Below are 17,024 nucleotides of genomic sequence, written 5' to 3'. Positions count from 1 at the left end.
TCTACGCATCAGTTAAAAAAAGCGGCCGGGTCCGGTGCCGCGTCACCCCAATTCAGTGGGCAAGATCATCGGGCAGTTTGCCGCCATTCGCTGCGAGTGCAGCCATTACTTGACTGTGCAACCAGATGTTCATGCTCGCAGAGTCGTTCGTGTCACCCGTGTATTTCAGTTCCTGGGCGAGTTGCTTGCGATGCTCGAGGCTGCTCTCCACTCCCAGTGCTTTAAGGGTGTCGACAATCGACGTCCGCCAGTTCAGCGTCTGCCCGCTTTCCGCAACGAATTGATCCATTACTGCGCCGACATCGACGTCTGCCAACGGTGCCGGTGCTGCTTCGGGTTGTGCTGCCTGTGCGGCGGCCGGGTCAGGTGTCGCCTCCGTTGCGGGAGGTGCAGCGTCGGGTTTGGCCTTATGAAACAATTTGTTCACGATATCGCCGAAAATGCTCATGTTTGCCCTCGTCTGGATCAGGATTGCAGGTATGCAGCCACGTCGATACGTCACGGATGAAACGCGTCCGGCCAGGGCAGTATGCACGAGCAACGATGATGGCAATGTGAAAGCTGGGCAAGGCGGCATCTTCATGTACGCCTTCTCGATTCGCCACGACTGACCCGCGATGTCACTTGCCGTAGATATCGAAATCGAAGTATTTGCTGGCTAGTTTCTGGTACGTGCGATCCTTGATCATCGCGATGATCGCACCGTCAATCTTTTGCTTCAGGTCCGTATCGACCTTGCAGGACGACAAGACGAGTCGGCGTGTCGAACAGTTTCGCCGAAAACGCGATTTCAGCTGCACGCTGCGGCGTGACCGACATCGAGGAAAGTATGCCGTCGAATTGCTTCGCTTCCAGTGCGGGAATCATCCCGTCGAAGTCCTGGTCGACCCACACGCACTTCGCATTCAGACGGCGACAGATTTCATTGCCGAGATCGACGTCGAAGCCCACCATTTTTAAAAGAGGTTAGTTAACGTTTTTTGTTTTCGCACGCCAGCAAACGGGATCGCATCGCGCCTCGCCCGGAAACCGCCTAATCTTTAGTTATCGGGCCATTGCCTTAACTGCACGCCGTCCGGAAGTTCCGATGCCCATTCATCGTACTTCACAGGCGGCGCTCGATGCGCCGCCGTCCCACCCGCGCCATCCCGTGTCGGCACGGGTTGTCCGCGCAGCGCTGTTCGCGGCGCTGCTCGTCGTCTGCGCCGTAGCAGCGGCGCCCACCGCGCCGCCTGCCGTCGTCGTGATGACCGTCAACGGCGCGATCGGCCCGGCGAGCGCCGATTTCATCGTGCGCACGCTCGACCAGGCCGCGAAACAGCACGCGCCGCTCGCAATCCTTCAGCTCGACACGCCAGGCGGACTCGACACGTCGATGCGCCAGATCATCAAGGCCATCCTCGCTTCGCCGGTGCCGGTCGCCACGTTCGTCGCGCCCAGTGGCGCGCGCGCCGCGAGCGCGGGAACCTATATCGAGTACGCGAGCCATTTTGCGGCGATGGCGCCGGGCACCAACCTCGGCGCGGCGTCGCCGGTGCAGTTCGGCATCGGCGGCGCGGGCCGCCCAGGCGGCCCCGCGGGTGCGCCCGCAATTGGCCCCGCGGGTGCGCCAACCAGTCCGGCATCGGGCGCGCAGCCCGGTGCCGCGCCAGGCGACACGGAATCGACCGAAACCCGCAAAGTCATGCACGACGCCTCAGCGTACATCCGCGGGCTCGCGCAACTGCGCGGGCGCAACGCCGTATGGGCCGAGCGCGCGGTCCGCGAAGCCGTGAGCTTGTCGGACACAGAGGCGCTTGCGCAGCACGTCATCGATCTGATCGCACAGAATCCAGCCGATCTCGCGCGTCAGCTCGACGGCCGCACTGTCACGACATCGGCCGGCACGGTGCACGTTGCAACCGCACATGTGCCGCTCGAATACGTCGAGCCGGACTGGCGCAACCGGTTCCTGTCGATCATCGCCGACCCGAACGTCGCCCTTATCCTGCTGTCGCTCGGCGTGTACGGCCTTTTCTTCGAATTCGCAAACCCCGGATTCGTGCTGCCCGGCGTCGTCGGCGCGATCTGCCTGCTGGTCGGCCTGTTCGCGATGCAACTGTTACCCGTCAATTTCGCGGGCCTTGCCCTCGTGCTGATGGGGCTGGCGTGCCTTGTCGCCGAAGCGTTCCTGCCCACGTTCGGCGTGCTCGGCTTCGGCGGCATTGTGGCATTTGCAATCGGCTCCCTGATGCTGATCGACACCAATGCGCCCGGCTACGGCATCCCGCTGCCGCTCATTGCGGGGCTCGCGTTCGGCGGCGCGGCGTTCGTCGCAGCGGTGTCGAGCGTTGCGCTGCGCGCCCGGCGGCGGCCCGTCGTGACGGGCGCGGAGGCGATCATCGGCAGTGTCGGCGAAGTGCTCGACGATGGCCTGCGGCCCGATCATCCGGCCGGTTCCGCAGACGCTGCACCGGCGGCCATGGGCTGGGCACGCGTTCGTGGCGAGCGCTGGCGGGTCGCCTGCAATGCGCCGCTCGCCGCCGGCAGCCGGGTTCGCGTGACTGGCCGCAGCGGCCTGATGCTGACCGTCGTGCCGCTCGCCGGAGCGGTGCGCCAGGGAGAACAATCATGATCGGCTACACGTTCGGCTTTTCCAGCATTCTCTTTTTACTGGTGTTGTTGCTCGCCGCCTCGTCCATACGCATCTTCCGCGAATACGAACGCGGCGTCGTGTTCATGCTCGGGCGCTTCTGGAAGGTCAAGGGACCGGGGCTCGTGCTCATCATCCCGATGGTCCAGCAGGCGGTACGTATCGATCTGCGCACGGTCGTGTTCGATGTGCCGTCGCAGGACGTGATTACGCGCGACAACGTGTCGGTGAAAGTCAACGCCGTCGTGTACTTTCGCGTGGTCGATCCGGAAAAGGCCGTGATTCAGGTTGCGCGCTACATGGAGGCGACGAGCCAGCTCGCGCAGACGACGCTGCGTGCGGTGCTCGGCAAACATGAACTCGACGCCCTCCTCGCCGAACGCGAGCAACTGAACGCCGATATTCAGAAGACGCTCGACTCGCAGACGGACGCATGGGGAATCAAAGTGTCGACCGTCGAAATCAAGCACGTCGATCTGAACGAGACGATGATTCGCGCCATCGCGCGCCAGGCCGAAGCCGAGCGCGAACGCCGTGCGAAGGTGATCCACGCGGAGGGCGAATTGCAGGCATCAGAAAAGCTGCTGCAGGCTGCGCAGCGGCTCGCACAGCAGCCGCAGGCCATGCAGTTGCGCTACTTGCAGACACTCACCACCATTGCCGCCGACAAAAACTCGACGATCGTTTTTCCGCTGCCGATCGACTTGATGACCACCCTGCTCGACCGACTCGGCATACGCGGCGAGCGCTGAGCTTCAACGCGTAACCGCACGCAAATCCGCACGCAAATCCGCGGGCAAATTCGTGGCGAAAACGTAGTAAATGCACCTGCTTGATACGCCGGATATCGTGGCTTATCTTGGTAGCTTGTCTCGCGAAACCGGCCTGAAGATATGAAGAAACTGGCAAAATTCGCTTCGCTTGTATCGCGACTGCTGCTGGCTGCCGTTCTTTGCGTGACCGTTTCAACGGCCTATGGGCAGCATCACCGGCGCAGCGCACATCGCTCCGCGGCCGCAGCCGTGCACAGGCCGGCGCAAAACGACAGCTATTCGCGTGAAGAAATCGACGGCAAATTGAGCGATCTCGACGCAAGCGTCGGCGCACGGCTCGATGCTGCGAGCCAGACAATGGGCGCGCGGCTCGATGCGCTGGAGAAAAAGCAATCGGCGCAGTGGTGGATACCGGCCGTGGCCGCAGCCGTTTTCTCCGCGATTTTTACGCTGCTTTTTAAAACCATCAGTGACCGCCGCCAGGCCCGAAAGGCGGCGCTTGAAACGTCCATGGATTTCGTCAGCCAATTCAGCGACGACGATTGGGAGACGGCCATCGGCGATGCCATGGATGATCTGACTAGCCCGGAGCGTTTGAAGAATCCCGATTCGTTCAAGCGGATCGTCCACGTTGGCAACTGGTTCGAAGAACTTGCGCGCGCCTGGCGAGGCAATCAACTCGACACGGAGTATATAAAGCGCAACGATCTGCACAACCACGCGAAGGCGTTCTGGAGCAAGCTCGAAGAGGCGCGCCGCGCGTGCGAGGCGGACACGACCAATCCCCGGTCTGTCGATATCGCCAGGTTGCAGAAGGATTTCTGGAAGAATCTGCAATGGCTTGCGACCCATGTTACCTAGCAGCCTGTCGCCCTAGAACCGGCATAAACACATATCCGCATAAAAGCGCGGCGCTGCTGCAGCCCTGCTGAAGAGCATTCCTGACTGTTTCGTATCGGCTACTGAGCGGCCAATCAGTGGCCAATCGGTGGCCATTGCGCCGCGCACGTTGTTGTGTCCGCCCGCACACAACAAAGCGTGAATCCGCCGCGAGGCAAGTACACTTCGTGAAGACGGCCCGCGACGGGTTCGAAGGCTCGCGCCGCAATGGCGCCCTATTTCGGAGAAAGAGTCATGGCGAACGACACGATGCTGACGCAGATGCGCGACAAACCCGGTTTTATCGCGGCACTCGACCAGAGCGGCGGTTCGACGCCCGGTGCGTTGCGCCAGTACGGCATCCCAGATAGCGCATACAACGGCGATGACGAAATGTTCCGTCTCATCCATGCAATGCGCGTGCGGATTATCACGGCACCCGCGTTTACGGGTGAAAAGGTGATCGGCGCGATCCTGTTCGAGGCCACCATGGACGGCATGGCGCAGGGCAAGCCGGTGCCCGCGTTTCTGTGGGAGGACCGCGGCGTCGTGCCGTTCCTGAAGGTCGATAAAGGGCTGGAAGCCGAAGTGGACGGCGTGCGTTTCATGAAGCCCATTCCCGCGCTCGATGCGCTGCTGAGCCGCGCGGCGAAAGCGGGTATTTTCGGCACCAAAATGCGTTCGGTGATCGAGCGAGCTTCTCCATCGGGCATTGCGGGCGTAGTCGCCCAACAGTTCGAACTGGCGGCTCAGATCGGTTCACACGGCCTCGTGCCGATCCTCGAACCCGAGGTTTCCATCAAGATCGCCGACAAGGCGGAAGCCGAGTCGCTCTTGCGCACCGAATTGCTCAAGGGACTCGATGCGTTGCCCAGCACGCGCAACGTCATGATCAAGCTGACCATTCCCGATACGCCGGATTTCTACTTGCCGCTGATCGATCACCCACGCGTCGTGCGCGTGGTGGCGCTCTCGGGCGGCTATACGCGCAGCGATGCGTGCCGGCGCCTCGCCGCCAACCACCAGATGATCGCGAGCTTTTCGCGGGCGCTTATCAACGACCTCACGAAGTCCATGAGCGAGCCCGAATTCGATGCTGCGCTTGTGCAGAGCATCGACGAGATCTGGAAGGCATCGGTCGACAAAGTCTGACCCTGGCGCGCCTGTTTCCGTGGTCGCAGGAGGATGCGTGCACAATTATTTTGCCTTCAAGGCATAAGGTTATACTTGACGCTTTCTCCTTCTTCTCGACACGCACTGGCCATGAGGCGACTGATTTGCCTGTTTGTCCTGCTGCCGGGCCTCCTTCAACAAGCGTGGGCCCAGCAGCCACCTGCCGCCGACACTATTTCGACGTACCTCACGCAACGGTTTGGAGTGGCGAAGGCCAAGGCCGTCCAGATATCCACAGCGGTCACTTCGGCTGCGGAAAAATATTCTCTGCCGCCCGCCGTCCTCCTCGCGATTATTTCAATCGAATCGCGCTTTCGCGAGCGCGCACGCGGCGCCAACGGTGCGACGGGCCTCATGCAGATCGTGCCGTCTGCGCACCGCAATCTGCTGCACAACGTAAAGAACCTCACTAGCCCGGACGTCAATATCGACGTCGGTTCATCGATCCTTTACGGCTACCGGCGCGCTGCGGGCGGCGACCTGAGCGCCGCGATGAAGAACTATGGCGGCTCGTCCACCTACGCTGAGAAGATCGAGTCGCGCGCTGCCGAATTTGCATCCCTCTTCAAGAACGCCCAAACCGGCCAGAATGTTGCGAGCGCACCGACCGTGGTCGCGGCGGCGGATGCCAATGCCGACACGTCGGCCATCACGGCATCGGCTGTACCGGCCACAGCTGAAGTTACAGCCATCCCTGCCGCCGGGCATGGCGCAAACTGAGTTCATGTGAGCCGGTGAATTGCCGCATGGCGTACCGCAGCATTAGACCGGTTTGCGCAAATCGAGCCGTGGTTTTATATGACAATCGATAAGGATTGCGTAGCGGCATTATCGATTCCGCAGCACGCGAACTTGCTGCACACCACGCCCTGATCGATCTCATTCCCACGAATTTTCATAAAAACCGATCGCGAAAAACGGTAGATAACCGGGCGATGCGCCTTGTTGTCGCGCGCCACGCACCGCGTCGATAACTAACGATTGTGTTGCGCAATTGCGTCGGCGAGATGCGGATTGAATGCGTCGGCTTGCGGATGCCTTACCGCATGAGTGTGTTTGCTTCTGCCTGATCCATCGCAGCACACCTGCGCGAACGAAAGAACCCCGGCTATTCAGTCGAATAGCCGGGAACATGCAAAAGGCGGGGTACGACCGCGCCAGGCGCCAGGGCCCGGCAATCGGCAAATATCGCTTATGCGCCAGTCACAGGGGGCTCGGCGCCCTCAGAGGCTTGTGCAGGAGTCTGTGCTTCGATTTGCGGCTGCGGCTGCGGCGGTTGAGCCTCGGACGGCGCCTGAGCGGCTTCCTGCGGCTGTGCCTTGCCCGTTTCCTTCGCCTTGGCGGCTGCTTCGGCCTTCGCCTTCTGGCGCGCCAGTGCCGCGTTCGCGCGACCGATGTGCGACGGATCGATGCCCGGACCGGCCGACACGCTGCCGTCCAGTTCGTAGCGCGAGCCGCCTGCCGCGACGCGCTCGTGATAACGCGGGTGGTTCACATGGCGCTTGAGCACCGCCACGATAACCGTGCGTTCATAGTCGGGATGACGCGCGACAAGATCTTCGGCGACCCCGATTTTCAGCGGTGAACGCTCGCGAAACGCGGGATAGAGTTTTGCAAAAACGTTCCAGATGGTGTTGAGCTGGCGGTTGCGCTCGATGCGCGCCTTTTCGGCCTCGCTCAGGTTGGCAGCGGGCTGCGGCTGCGGGCGTGCGGGCCGCTGACGCTGCTGTGCGGGGCGCTCGCCGGGCTTTTGCGGACGAGCCTGCTTCGGCTGCTGGGGCTTGCCGCCCTGAGGCCGGCCGCCCGGCTGCTGTGGGCGCGCGCGCGACCGCGCGTCCCGCGACTGGGCGTCTTTTGCAGGCGCAGGCTGCGCTTTGCGCGCCGGTTTGTCCTGCGGCGCCTGCTGTTGTTCTTCGGGCGTTTGCCCCGAGCCCTTCCCCATGCTTTTCCGGATTTCCAGAAGACCTTCCTTGAAGCTCAGGGTGCGGCGTTGTTGCGATGCAGCTTTCACGTCCAGCTCTCTTCCATATGGGATCGGACGCTATGATACCGAATCGCGAGCCGCATTTCCGGCGCGGTGATTTGCGCGCCGTCCAATATCACGGTGTGATGTGGCAGGCGGCCCGTATTCGTTCATCCGGCTCTGCGCGATTTTACGCGTGTGCCCTCGTCTTTTTCCCCGGATTTCAATGACTCTATCCACGCTCTCCGGCGGCTCGATTTGCGCCATCGTCACCGGACATACCCGCGGTCTCGGCGCTGCGCTCGCGGACAATCTGCTCGCGCGCGGCATTCGGGTGCTTGGCCTCGCGCGCAGCACAAATTCGTCGCTTGCCACGCGCCACGTCGCGGCGTTTTCGCAGACGGTGCTCGATCTCGCCGATACCGCAGCCATCGATCAATGGCTCACCACGGATGCGCTACGCACCTTCATCGGCGAAGCCGACTGCGTGCTCTTGTTCAACAACGCGGGCACGGTCGACCCCATTGCGCCGTGCGGTACGCAAGACGCGAACGCAATTGCGCGCGCTATTGCGTTGAATGTTGCTGCACCGCTCATGCTCGCGAACGCGCTCGCCTCACCACGCATAGCCAGTGCGAAAACCACGCGCCGCATCCTGCATGTTTCGAGCGGCGCGGCGCGCAACGCCTATGCGGGCTGGAGCGTATATGGCGCGACGAAAGCGGCCCTCGATCATCACGCGCGCGCAGTGGCACTTGAAGCGCCGCCGGGCGTGCGTATCTGCAGCGTGGCGCCTGGCGTGGTCGATACGGCCATGCAGGCTGCGATTCGCTCGACCAGCGTTGAACAGTTTCCCTTGCGCGAGCGCTTCGAACAATTGAAACAGAACGGCCAGCTCACGACACCGGAGGCGGCGGCGCAGCAGTTGATCGACTATGCGCTCAGTGATGCATTCGGCTCGACACCGATTGCCGATGTGCGCGAGCTTGCAAGATCCTGAAACCAATCCCGCAAATGCTCACCTCAGCGTGATTCCAGAAGGGAAATCGCGCAACGTCAAAGGGTTGTTTCGCGGGTGTTTCGCGCCGCTTTGCCATGCGCATGAATGATCCTTTCCCGCAAACTCTCACCGCAGCCTGGCATCCGCGCCGGTCAGGTCGGTGCGATGCGCGGGCGCCTTTAAAGCGAATTTGATGCCAGGCCCACATTAAAAGAAACTTCGAATCGTCCGGCAACAATTGCCGACCGTACGGTACTCTCGCGATCCGCTCATCGGCTCGCCACGCAAATGTTCAACGATTTTTGCCCTGCTCTCGCGCACGCTGACAACTTCGGTGCGCGGTTTGCGCGATCAGACAGCACACGCGTGCTCCTTGTGCCGCACCTTTACCCAATCTTGTCGGCAAAAAGACACCCTGAATCGGGCATCCCCGATTTAAAGCATGTCTCAGTGTTGAGGCGTCGTCGCCGTTCCGGTTCCCGCAAGTATGCGCAGTACCAGCGCATCGCAGCATCCTCGTCATCCCATCAATTTACTTGACACCTAAAGTAACTGGCTCTACATTGAATCTGCGAAACACGGAATAACCAAGGCAAGGGAGCGAGCATGCGCATTGCTTGTATTGGCGGCGGCCCCGCCGGCCTGTACTTCGGCCTGTTGATGAAGCGCCGTCACCCGGACTACGAAATCACGGTGTTCGAGCGGAACCGGCCCTATGACACCTTCGGTTGGGGCGTGGTGTTTTCGGATCAGACGCTCGGCAATCTCCGTGTCGCCGACCCCGAAAGCGCGGGCGAAATTCTCGACGCGTTCAATCATTGGGACGACATTGAAATTCATTTTCGCGGCCGCACGATCCGCTCGTCAGGACACGGTTTTTGCGGCATCGGCCGCAAGCGCCTCCTGAATATCCTTCAAGCGCGATGTGAAGCGCTCGGCGTGAAGCTCGTGTTCGAGACGCAAAGCACGGACGACGATGTCGGCGAAGCGGACCTGATCATTGCGAGCGACGGCCTCAACAGCGCCACGCGCCAGAAGTACGCGGCCACCTATCAGCCCGACATCGACGTGCGCGATTGCCGTTTCGTATGGCTCGGCACCTCGAAGCTTTTCGATGCGTTCACCTTCGCGTTCGAACAAACCGAATGGGGCTGGTTTCAGGCGCACGCCTATCGCTTCGACGACAGCACGTCCACATTCATCGTCGAAACGCCCGAGCACGTGTGGCGTGCCGCAGGTCTCGACACGATGAGCAAGGAAGACAGCATCGCGTTTTGCGAAAGGCTTTTTGCACGCTATCTGGATGGCCATACGTTGCGCTCGAATGCGGCCCATCTGCGCGGCTCGTCGCAATGGATCCGCTTTCCCCGTGTCGTCAACCGCGAATGGGTGCACTGGAAGCCGCGCGCAGAGGGCCGCCAGACCCCGGTCGTGCTGATGGGCGACGCGGCCCATACCGCGCACTTCTCGATCGGCTCCGGTACGAAGCTCGCGCTCGAAGACGCCATCGAACTCGCCAACAGCATGGATGCGCATCCGGGCGACCTGCGCGCCGCGCTCGCGCACTACACGAGCGTGCGCAGCGTGGACGTGCTGCGGATCCAGAACGCCGCACGCAATTCGACGGAATGGTTCGAGCACGTCGAGCGCTACGCGCAGTTCGAGCCCGAACAGTTCGCCTATTCGCTGCTCACGCGTTCGCAACGCATCTCGCACGAAAATCTGCGCGAGCGCGACGCGCGCTACCTCTGCGGTTTCGAGTCGTGGCTCGCGTCGAGAGCCGGTGCTGGCGAGCGCGCCGTGCCGCCGATGTTCACGCCCTACGCGGTGCGCGGCGTTACGTTGAAAAACCGCGTCATGGTGTCGCCGATGGCTCAGTACTCGGCGCGCGACGGCGTGCCCGGCGACTATCACCTCATGCATCTCGGTGCGCGCGCAATGGGCGGCGCGGGACTCGTGATGACCGAAATGACGTGCGTGTCTCCCGAGGCGCGCATCACGCCGGGATGTCCGGGCCTGTACACGTCCGAACAGCGCGATGCGTGGCGCCGCATCGTCGATCTCGTGCACGCGCAGTCGGATGCGAAGATCGGTATTCAGCTCGGTCACTCGGGTGCGAAGGGCTCGACGCGCGTTGCGTGGGAAGGCATCGACCAGCCACTGCCCGATGGCAACTGGTCGCTTGTCTCGGCTTCGCCGCAGCAATATCTGCAAGGCGTGAGCCAATGGTCGCATGAGGCGAGCATCGAGGAACTCCGCGAAATCGAGGCGCAATTCGTGCGCTCGACACAGATGGCGGCTGAAGCGGGCTTCGACTGGCTCGAACTGCACTGCGCACACGGCTATCTGCTGTCGAGTTTCCTCTCACCGCTCACGAACCGGCGTACCGATGCATACGGCGGATCGCTCGACAACCGGCTGCGCTACCCGTTGCAAGTGTTCGCGGCCATGCGCGAGGTTTGGCCGAAGGACAAACCGATTTCCGTGCGGATTTCAGCTCACGACTGGGTTGAAGGCGGCAACACGCCCGACGATGCCGTCGAGATCGCGCGCGCTTTCAAGGCGGCGGGCGCCGACATGATCGATGTCTCCTCAGGTCAGGTGAGCAAGGACGAGCGTCCGGTCTTCGGCCGCATGTTTCAGACACCGTTTGCCGACCGCATCCGCAACGAGGCCGGCATTCCGACCATCGCGGTCGGCGCAATTTCCGAAGCCGATCACGTCAACGGCATCATCGCGGCGGGCCGTGCGGACCTGTGTGCGATTGCGCGTCCGCACCTCGCGAATCCTGCGTGGACACTTACCGAAGCCGCGAAAATCGGCTATTTCGACGTGATGTGGCCGCGCCAGTACACGGCGGCCAAGGCCCAACTCGAACGCAATATCGAGCGCGAGCGCGCCATGGCCGCGGCCAGCGCGGGCCTGTCTCCGCTTCAACGTGCGCAGCGCGCGGAAGGAGCGGTATGAACACAACAGCGCAATCTCTCTCTGGCCGTCACGCCGTCGTGACGGGCGGCGGCAGCGGCATCGGTGCGGCAACCGCGGCTGCCCTGCTGCGCGCGGGCGCGCGCGTCACACTCATGGGCCGCGACGGTGCGCGCCTCGAAAGCCGGCGTGTGACGCTCGGCGGCGGCGAAAACGTGGCGTGCGTGAGCGTCGACGTCAGCGACGAAACCGCTGTCGACGCCGCCTTTGCGCATGCAGCCGAAGGCTTCGGCACCGTCGACGTTCTCGTCAATAACGCGGGCCAGGCGCAGGCTGCGCCGTTCGTGCAAACCGATCTGTCGCTGTGGCGACGCATGCTCGACGTGAATCTGACCGGCACGTTCCTCTGCGCGCGCGCCGTGCTGCCCGGCATGCTCGCACAAAAACAAGGGCGCATCGTCAACGTTGCGAGTACAGCGGGTCAGGTCGGTTATCCCTATGTGGCTGCATATTGCGCCTCGAAACACGGCGTAATCGGCATGACGCGCGCGCTCGCGCTCGAAGTCGCCACGCAGGGCGTGACCGTCAACGCGGTGTGTCCGGGCTACACGGAAACCGAGCTTCTCGATGCATCGCTCGAGCAGATCGCGCGTAAAACATCGCGCAGCATCGCCGAAGCACGCAGCATCCTCGTGCGCCACAACCCGCAGCAGCGTTTCGTCACGCCCGACGAGGTCGCCAACGCGGTGCTGTGGCTCTGCGCGCCCGGTTCGTCCGCGATCACCGGGCAGTCCCTATCTGTTTCTGGTGGAGAAATCACATGACCTCGCCCGCGTCCTCCCGCAAGACGTCCGCCGCAAAGACGCCGCGCAAAGGTGTTGCGATGCCGGCCGATAACGTCGTCGACATGGAGATGAGCACGGGCGCGGACAGCCATATGGGCCTGCGTCTGTGGTTACGCCTGCTCACCACGACAAATCTCGTGCAGACCGAACTGCGCCGCCGCCTGCGCATCGAGTTCGACACGACACTGCCGCGCTTCGACCTCATGGCGCAGCTCGAACGCCATCCAGAGGGGCTGCGCATGACCGAGCTGTCGCGCCGCATGATGGTCACGGGCGGCAACGTCACGGGCATTACCGATCAACTCGAAAAAGAAGGCCTGGTTGTGCGCGATGTCGATCCCGGCGACCGCCGCTCGATCGCGGTGCGCCTCACACCCGCAGGCCGCGCGTTGTTCGATCGCATGGCCGTTGCGCACGAGCAATGGGTGGTCGAGATGTTCGGCGGCCTGTCACTCGACGACAAGTCGGAAATGCACGAGCGCCTCGGCGAGCTCAAGCAGCATCTGCGCGACAGCCAGCAAGACTGAACCGCTGCTGGAGAACAGGCATCACAGGAGACATATCTTGACGACAACACGTTCCGACGCCGGCGCGCTTTTCGCGGGCAATCGCGTCACGCTGGCCGGCTACCGCGCGCAACACTTCGGCTGGTCGGTCGAAGGCCGCGTCGCGACCATCACGCTCAATCGCCCTGAGCGCAAGAATCCGCTCACGTTCGAATCGTATGCCGAGTTGCGCGACCTCTTTCGCCAGCTCGCCTACGCCACCGACATCAAAACCGTCGTGCTGTATGGCGCGGGCGGCAACTTCTGCTCGGGCGGCGACGTGCATGACATCATCGCGCCGCTCATCGATCTGCCGATGCCCGAACTGCTGATGTTCACGCGCATGACCGGCGATCTCGTCAAGGCCATGCGTCATTGTCCGCAGCCGGTCATCGCTGCGGTCGACGGCGTCTGTGCGGGCGCGGGCGCGATCCTCGCGATGGCCTCCGACCTGCGTTACGCGACGGTTCGCAGCAAGCTTGCATTCCTCTTTACGCGCGTGGGTCTTGCGGGCTGCGATATGGGGGCGTGCGCGATCCTGCCGCGCATTATCGGCCAGGGACGCGCCGCCGAACTGCTGTACACGGGCCGCTCCGCGAGCGGCGACGAAGGCATGGCGTGGGGCTTCTACAACCGTCTGTGCGACCCGGACACATTGCTCGCCGATGCACAGCAACTCGCTGCCGATCTCGCCGCGGGTCCGACCTTCGCACACGGCATCACCAAGACGATGCTGCACCAGGAATGGACCATGAGCATCGACGAAGCGATCGAATCGGAAGCGCAGGCGCAGGCCATCTGCATGGCGACGCGCGATTTCGGCCGCGCCTACGAGGCGTTCGCGGCAAAGACCCGTCCGGTTTTCGAGGGAGACTGATTTGAACGCAGCCGCTGCAATCGATCTTCACGACGCACTCGCCTGGCCGTTCTTCGAGGACCGCCATCGCGTGCTCGCCACGGGCATCGAAATGTGGGCGCGAAAACATCTCGCCCACGTGCCGCACGACGACATCGACGCCACCTGTCGCGCACTCGTGCGCAAGCTCGGCGATGGCGGCTGGCTGCGCTACGGCGTGGGCGGCACCGCATACGGCGGCCACGGCGACACGATCGACACGCGCGCCGTGTGCCTGCTGCGCGAGACGCTCGCGAAGCACGCCGGTCTCGCGGATTTCGCGCTCGCGATGCAAGGGCTCGGCTCCGGCGCCATCTCGCTCGCGGGCAACCACGAGCAGAAATCGCGCTATCTGCCGCGTGTCGCGCGCGGCGAAGCGCTCGCCGCGTTCGCACTTTCGGAACCGGAAGCGGGCTCGGACGTGGGCGCCATGACGCTCGCGGCACGCGCGGAGGGCGAAGACTACGTGCTCGACGGCGAGAAAACGTGGATCTCGAACGGCGGCATCGCCGACTTTTATGTTGTGTTCGCACGCACCGGCGAAGCGCCGGGCTCGCGCGGCATCAGCGCGTTTATCGTCGATGCCGATACGCCGGGGCTCGAGATTGCAGAACGCATCGACGTGATTGCGCCGCATCCGCTTGCGCGCCTGCGTTTCGCCGGTGCGCGCGTGAAGCGCGGCCAGATGCTCGGTGTACCCGGCGAAGGCTTCAAGATCGCCATGCGCACGCTCGATATCTTCCGCACTTCGGTTGCTGCGGCATCGCTGGGTTTTGCGCGCCGCGCCATGGCCGAAGGGCTTGCGCGTGCTGCGTCGCGCAAGATGTTCGAGCAAACGCTCGGCGATTTTCAGTTGACGCAGGCGAAGCTGGCGCAGATGGCGCTGACGATCGACAGCAGCGCCCTGCTCGTCTATCGCGCGGCCTGGCTGCGCGATCAGGGCGAGAACGTCACGCGCGAAGCGGCGATGGCGAAATGGCACGCCAGCGAGGGCGCGCAACAGGTGATCGATGCGGCCGTCCAGCTTTGGGGCGGCATGGGCGTGCAAAGCGGCACGACCGTTGAGACGCTCTATCGCGAGATCCGCGCGTTGCGCATCTACGAAGGCGCGACGGAAGTGCAGCAACTGATCGTTGGGCGCGATCTGCTCAAGGAACACGCGGCGGCGCAAGCGTGATGCATCTGCAACCCACTATGTCACTCACCGAATCGAACGACACATGAAAAAAGCCCTTCTGCCCGCAGGCTGGGTCAAGCCGCGCGGCTACGCAAACGGCGTCGCCGCGAGCGGCACGCAGGTCTATATCGCCGGTCAGATCGGCTGGGACGAGAACGCGTGCTTCACGAGCCGCGAATTCAGCGCGCAGGCCGTGCAGGCGCTGCGCAACGTCGTTGCGGTGCTCGAAGCCGCCGGAGGCAAGCCTGAACATCTCGTCCGCATGACGTGGTACGTCACCGACAAGCGCGAGTATCTGGCCTCGCTTAAAGCGATCGGTGCGGCGTTTCGTGAACTGATCGGCGACTATGACATTGCCATGAGTGCGGTTCAGGTCGTCGCGTTGATCGAAGATGACGCGAAGGTGGAAATCGAAGCCACGGCCGTCATTCCCGAGCGCGCGCGCGCGGCCTGATCGAGTCACAGCAAAGCTGCGGCAGACAGCTCGAGAACATTGAACGGAGACGTTATGCACCCTACTGCCCACGTCGATTCCTTCGCGCGCGATCATTTGCCGCCCGAATCGCAATGGCCCGCGCTGCTGCTGGACAATCCCGATGTCGCGTATCCGGCGCGCCTGAACTGCGCGGCGGAGTTGCTCGACCGCACCATCGAAGCTGGCCGTGGCGACCAGCCAGCCATCTGGTCCGATGTCGACGGCGCACCGCATGCCACGAGCTATGCTGAATTGCGCGCGCTGGTCGACCGGAGCGCGCATGTGCTGACCGAGGATATGCGATTGCAGCCGGGCAATCGCGTGTTGCTGCACGGCCCGAATACGCTGCAAATGGCCGTAGCCATGCTCGCGGCGCTCAAGGCGGGGCTCGTGGTCGTGCCGACCATGCCGCTTTTGCGCGCGAAAGAACTCAAGCAGATCATCGATAAAGCTCAGATTGGCGCGGCGCTGTGTGACGTGCGGCTCGCGGGCGAACTGTCGCACTGCACGGATCCTGCCGATGCGTTCTTCTGCGCGGATCTGAAACAGGTGCGCTATTTCCACGACGACGCACCGGAGAGTCTGGAATCGCTCGCGAACGGCAAACCAGCGACCTTTACGGCGTGCGATACCGCGATCGACGACGTGTGCCTGATCGCCTTCACGAGCGGCACGACCGGCACGCCGAAGGGCTGCATGCATTTCCATCGCGACGTGCTGGCGATGTGCGACCTGTTCCCGCGCCATGTGCTCAAGCCTGGCGCCGAGGACGTGTTTTGCGGCACACCGCCGCTCGCGTTCACGTTCGGTCTCGGTGGACTGTTGTGCTTCCCGCTGCGCGTCGGGGCCTCGACAGTGCTGGTCGAAAAGCTCACTCCTGCGCTGTTGCTGCAACTCGTCGAACGCTTTCGCGCAACGATCATGTTCACTGCGCCCACGTTCTACCGGCAGATGGCGCCGCTCGCGAAAGAGCACGACCTTTCCAGCCTGCGCAAGACGGTTTCGGCTGGCGAAGCGCTGCCACCGACGACGCGCGATCTTTGGCGCGACGCGACGGGCATCGAAATGATCGACGGGATCGGTGGCACGGAGATGATCCATATCTTCGTCTCTTCCGCAGGAGCCGATGTGCGCGCCGGATCGATCGGGCGCGCGGTGCCGGGGTATGTCGTGCAGGCGCTGGACGACGCGCTCCAGCCAGTCGCGCCCGGCGTCACAGGGCATCTGGCGGTGCGCGGGCCGACCGGCTGCCGTTATCTGGCCGACGAGCGGCAGATGAAATTCGTGCGCGACGGCTGGAATCTTCCGGGCGACGCCGTTTCGATCGACGCGGACGGTTACGTGTTCTATCAGGCGCGCGCCGACGACATGATCGTCTCATCCGGCTACAACATTGCCGGTCCGGAAGTCGAGACGGTGCTCTTGCAGCATCCAGCCGTGGCGGAATGCGGCGTCGTTGGGGCACCCGACGAACTGCGAGGCCAGGTGGTGAAGGCGTTTGTCGTGCTGCGTCCAGGCTTCCAGGGCGACGCTGGGATGGTGGGCGAATTGCAGCAGTTCGTGAAAAATGCCGTGGCGGCGTACAAGTATCCGCGCATCGTTGTCTTTATCGATGCGCTGCCGCGGACGGAAACCGGCAAGCTCAAGCGCGCCGTGCTGCGAGCGATGTGACGCTCAGGCGGGATTTTCCGTGCCCGCCTGCGTGCCGATTATTTTCCCGATTTCCGATCGGAACTGGCGTT

Annotated in this window: 16 protein-coding genes and 1 pseudogene; 14 read left to right on the top strand and 3 right to left on the bottom strand. The window is 63.0% G+C overall.

Features of this window, described 5'->3' with window-relative positions; translation table 11 throughout:
* Nucleotides 1–52 precede the first annotated feature (52 nt).
* A complete protein-coding gene (locus tag Q0L30_RS11970) occupies nt 53–448 on the bottom strand; it encodes a DUF3597 domain-containing protein (protein WP_296655173.1) in 396 nt (131 codons plus the stop codon).
* Between Q0L30_RS11970 and Q0L30_RS11965 the strand changes: the two genes are divergently transcribed.
* Nucleotides 447–611: a hypothetical protein gene (locus Q0L30_RS11965; protein WP_296655171.1), complete on the top strand. Its 165-nt coding sequence runs from the start codon at nt 447–449 to the stop codon at nt 609–611. The genes Q0L30_RS11970 and Q0L30_RS11965 overlap by 2 nt on opposite strands.
* A 9-nt stretch (nt 612–620) precedes the next feature.
* Here the strand turns inward: Q0L30_RS11965 and Q0L30_RS11960 are convergent.
* Nucleotides 621–957: pseudogene (locus Q0L30_RS11960) on the bottom strand (transporter substrate-binding domain-containing protein); the annotation flags it as partial.
* A 130-nt stretch (nt 958–1,087) separates the two neighbouring features.
* On the opposite strand from Q0L30_RS11960, the gene Q0L30_RS11955 reads away from it, so the two are divergent.
* The 5 genes from Q0L30_RS11955 (at nt 1,088) to Q0L30_RS11935 (ending at nt 6,177) form a co-directional block, all read left to right on the top strand.
* Entirely contained in the window at nt 1,088–2,614 is a 1,527-nt protein-coding gene (locus Q0L30_RS11955; protein ID WP_296655170.1) for a nodulation protein NfeD, read from the top strand.
* A complete protein-coding gene (locus Q0L30_RS11950) occupies nt 2,611–3,384 on the top strand; it encodes a slipin family protein (RefSeq protein ID WP_296655168.1) in 774 nt (257 codons plus the stop codon). Before Q0L30_RS11955 ends, Q0L30_RS11950 begins: the two co-directional genes overlap by 4 nt.
* A 378-nt stretch (nt 3,385–3,762) precedes the next feature.
* Nucleotides 3,763–4,266, top strand: coding sequence for a hypothetical protein (locus Q0L30_RS11945; RefSeq protein WP_296655167.1), 504 nt, complete (start codon nt 3,763–3,765; stop codon nt 4,264–4,266).
* A gap of 273 nt (nt 4,267–4,539) precedes the next feature.
* The gene (locus Q0L30_RS11940) at nt 4,540–5,436 is read left to right on the top strand and encodes a fructose bisphosphate aldolase (protein ID WP_296655165.1); all 897 of its coding nucleotides are present in this window, start codon (nt 4,540–4,542) and stop codon (nt 5,434–5,436) included.
* Nucleotides 5,437–5,547: 111 nt separating this feature from the next.
* The gene (locus Q0L30_RS11935; RefSeq protein ID WP_296655336.1) at nt 5,548–6,177 is read left to right on the top strand and encodes a transglycosylase SLT domain-containing protein; all 630 of its coding nucleotides are present in this window, start codon (nt 5,548–5,550) and stop codon (nt 6,175–6,177) included.
* Nucleotides 6,178–6,649: 472 nt separating this feature from the next.
* Here the strand turns inward: Q0L30_RS11935 and Q0L30_RS11930 are convergent, their stop codons facing one another.
* Nucleotides 6,650–7,468: a ProQ/FINO family protein gene (locus tag Q0L30_RS11930; protein WP_296655164.1), complete on the bottom strand. Its 819-nt coding sequence runs from the start codon at nt 7,466–7,468 to the stop codon at nt 6,650–6,652.
* 178 nt (nt 7,469–7,646) lie between these two features.
* Here Q0L30_RS11930 and Q0L30_RS11925 point away from each other — a divergent pair, with 178 nt between their 5' ends.
* The 8 genes from Q0L30_RS11925 to Q0L30_RS11890 all read left to right on the top strand — a co-directional run bounded on the left by Q0L30_RS11925 (nt 7,647) and on the right by Q0L30_RS11890 (nt 16,953).
* Nucleotides 7,647–8,420, top strand: a complete 774-nt coding sequence (locus tag Q0L30_RS11925; protein ID WP_296655162.1) for an SDR family oxidoreductase — start codon at nt 7,647–7,649, stop codon at nt 8,418–8,420.
* Nucleotides 8,421–9,026: 606 nt separating this feature from the next.
* A complete protein-coding gene (locus Q0L30_RS11920; RefSeq protein ID WP_296655161.1) occupies nt 9,027–11,387 on the top strand; it encodes a bifunctional salicylyl-CoA 5-hydroxylase/oxidoreductase in 2,361 nt (786 codons plus the stop codon).
* The gene (locus tag Q0L30_RS11915) at nt 11,384–12,169 is read left to right on the top strand and encodes an SDR family NAD(P)-dependent oxidoreductase (protein WP_296655160.1); all 786 of its coding nucleotides are present in this window, start codon (nt 11,384–11,386) and stop codon (nt 12,167–12,169) included. The genes Q0L30_RS11920 and Q0L30_RS11915 overlap by 4 nt, the downstream gene beginning before the upstream one ends.
* Nucleotides 12,166–12,717, top strand: a complete 552-nt coding sequence (locus tag Q0L30_RS11910) for a MarR family winged helix-turn-helix transcriptional regulator (protein ID WP_296655158.1) — start codon at nt 12,166–12,168, stop codon at nt 12,715–12,717. The genes Q0L30_RS11915 and Q0L30_RS11910 overlap by 4 nt, the downstream gene beginning before the upstream one ends.
* 37 nt (nt 12,718–12,754) lie before the next feature.
* Complete coding sequence (locus tag Q0L30_RS11905; protein ID WP_296655156.1) at nt 12,755–13,612, top strand: enoyl-CoA hydratase family protein; 858 nt, start codon at nt 12,755–12,757, stop codon at nt 13,610–13,612.
* Between the two features lies 1 nt (nt 13,613).
* Nucleotides 13,614–14,807: an acyl-CoA dehydrogenase family protein gene (locus tag Q0L30_RS11900; protein WP_296655155.1), complete on the top strand. Its 1,194-nt coding sequence runs from the start codon at nt 13,614–13,616 to the stop codon at nt 14,805–14,807.
* A gap of 43 nt (nt 14,808–14,850) precedes the next feature.
* On the top strand, nt 14,851–15,261 hold the full coding sequence (locus Q0L30_RS11895; protein ID WP_296655153.1) for a RidA family protein: 411 nt from the start codon (nt 14,851–14,853) through the stop codon (nt 15,259–15,261).
* Nucleotides 15,262–15,315: 54 nt separating this feature from the next.
* Nucleotides 15,316–16,953, top strand: a complete 1,638-nt coding sequence (locus tag Q0L30_RS11890; protein ID WP_296655152.1) for an AMP-binding protein — start codon at nt 15,316–15,318, stop codon at nt 16,951–16,953.
* Nucleotides 16,954–17,024 lie beyond the last annotated feature (71 nt).

Source organism: Paraburkholderia sp., assembly GCF_024281035.1.
GTDB lineage: Bacteria > Pseudomonadota > Gammaproteobacteria > Burkholderiales > Burkholderiaceae > Paraburkholderia.
Note: the sequence above shows the minus strand (reverse complement) of the source record. Positions and strands in the feature narration are given on the sequence as shown.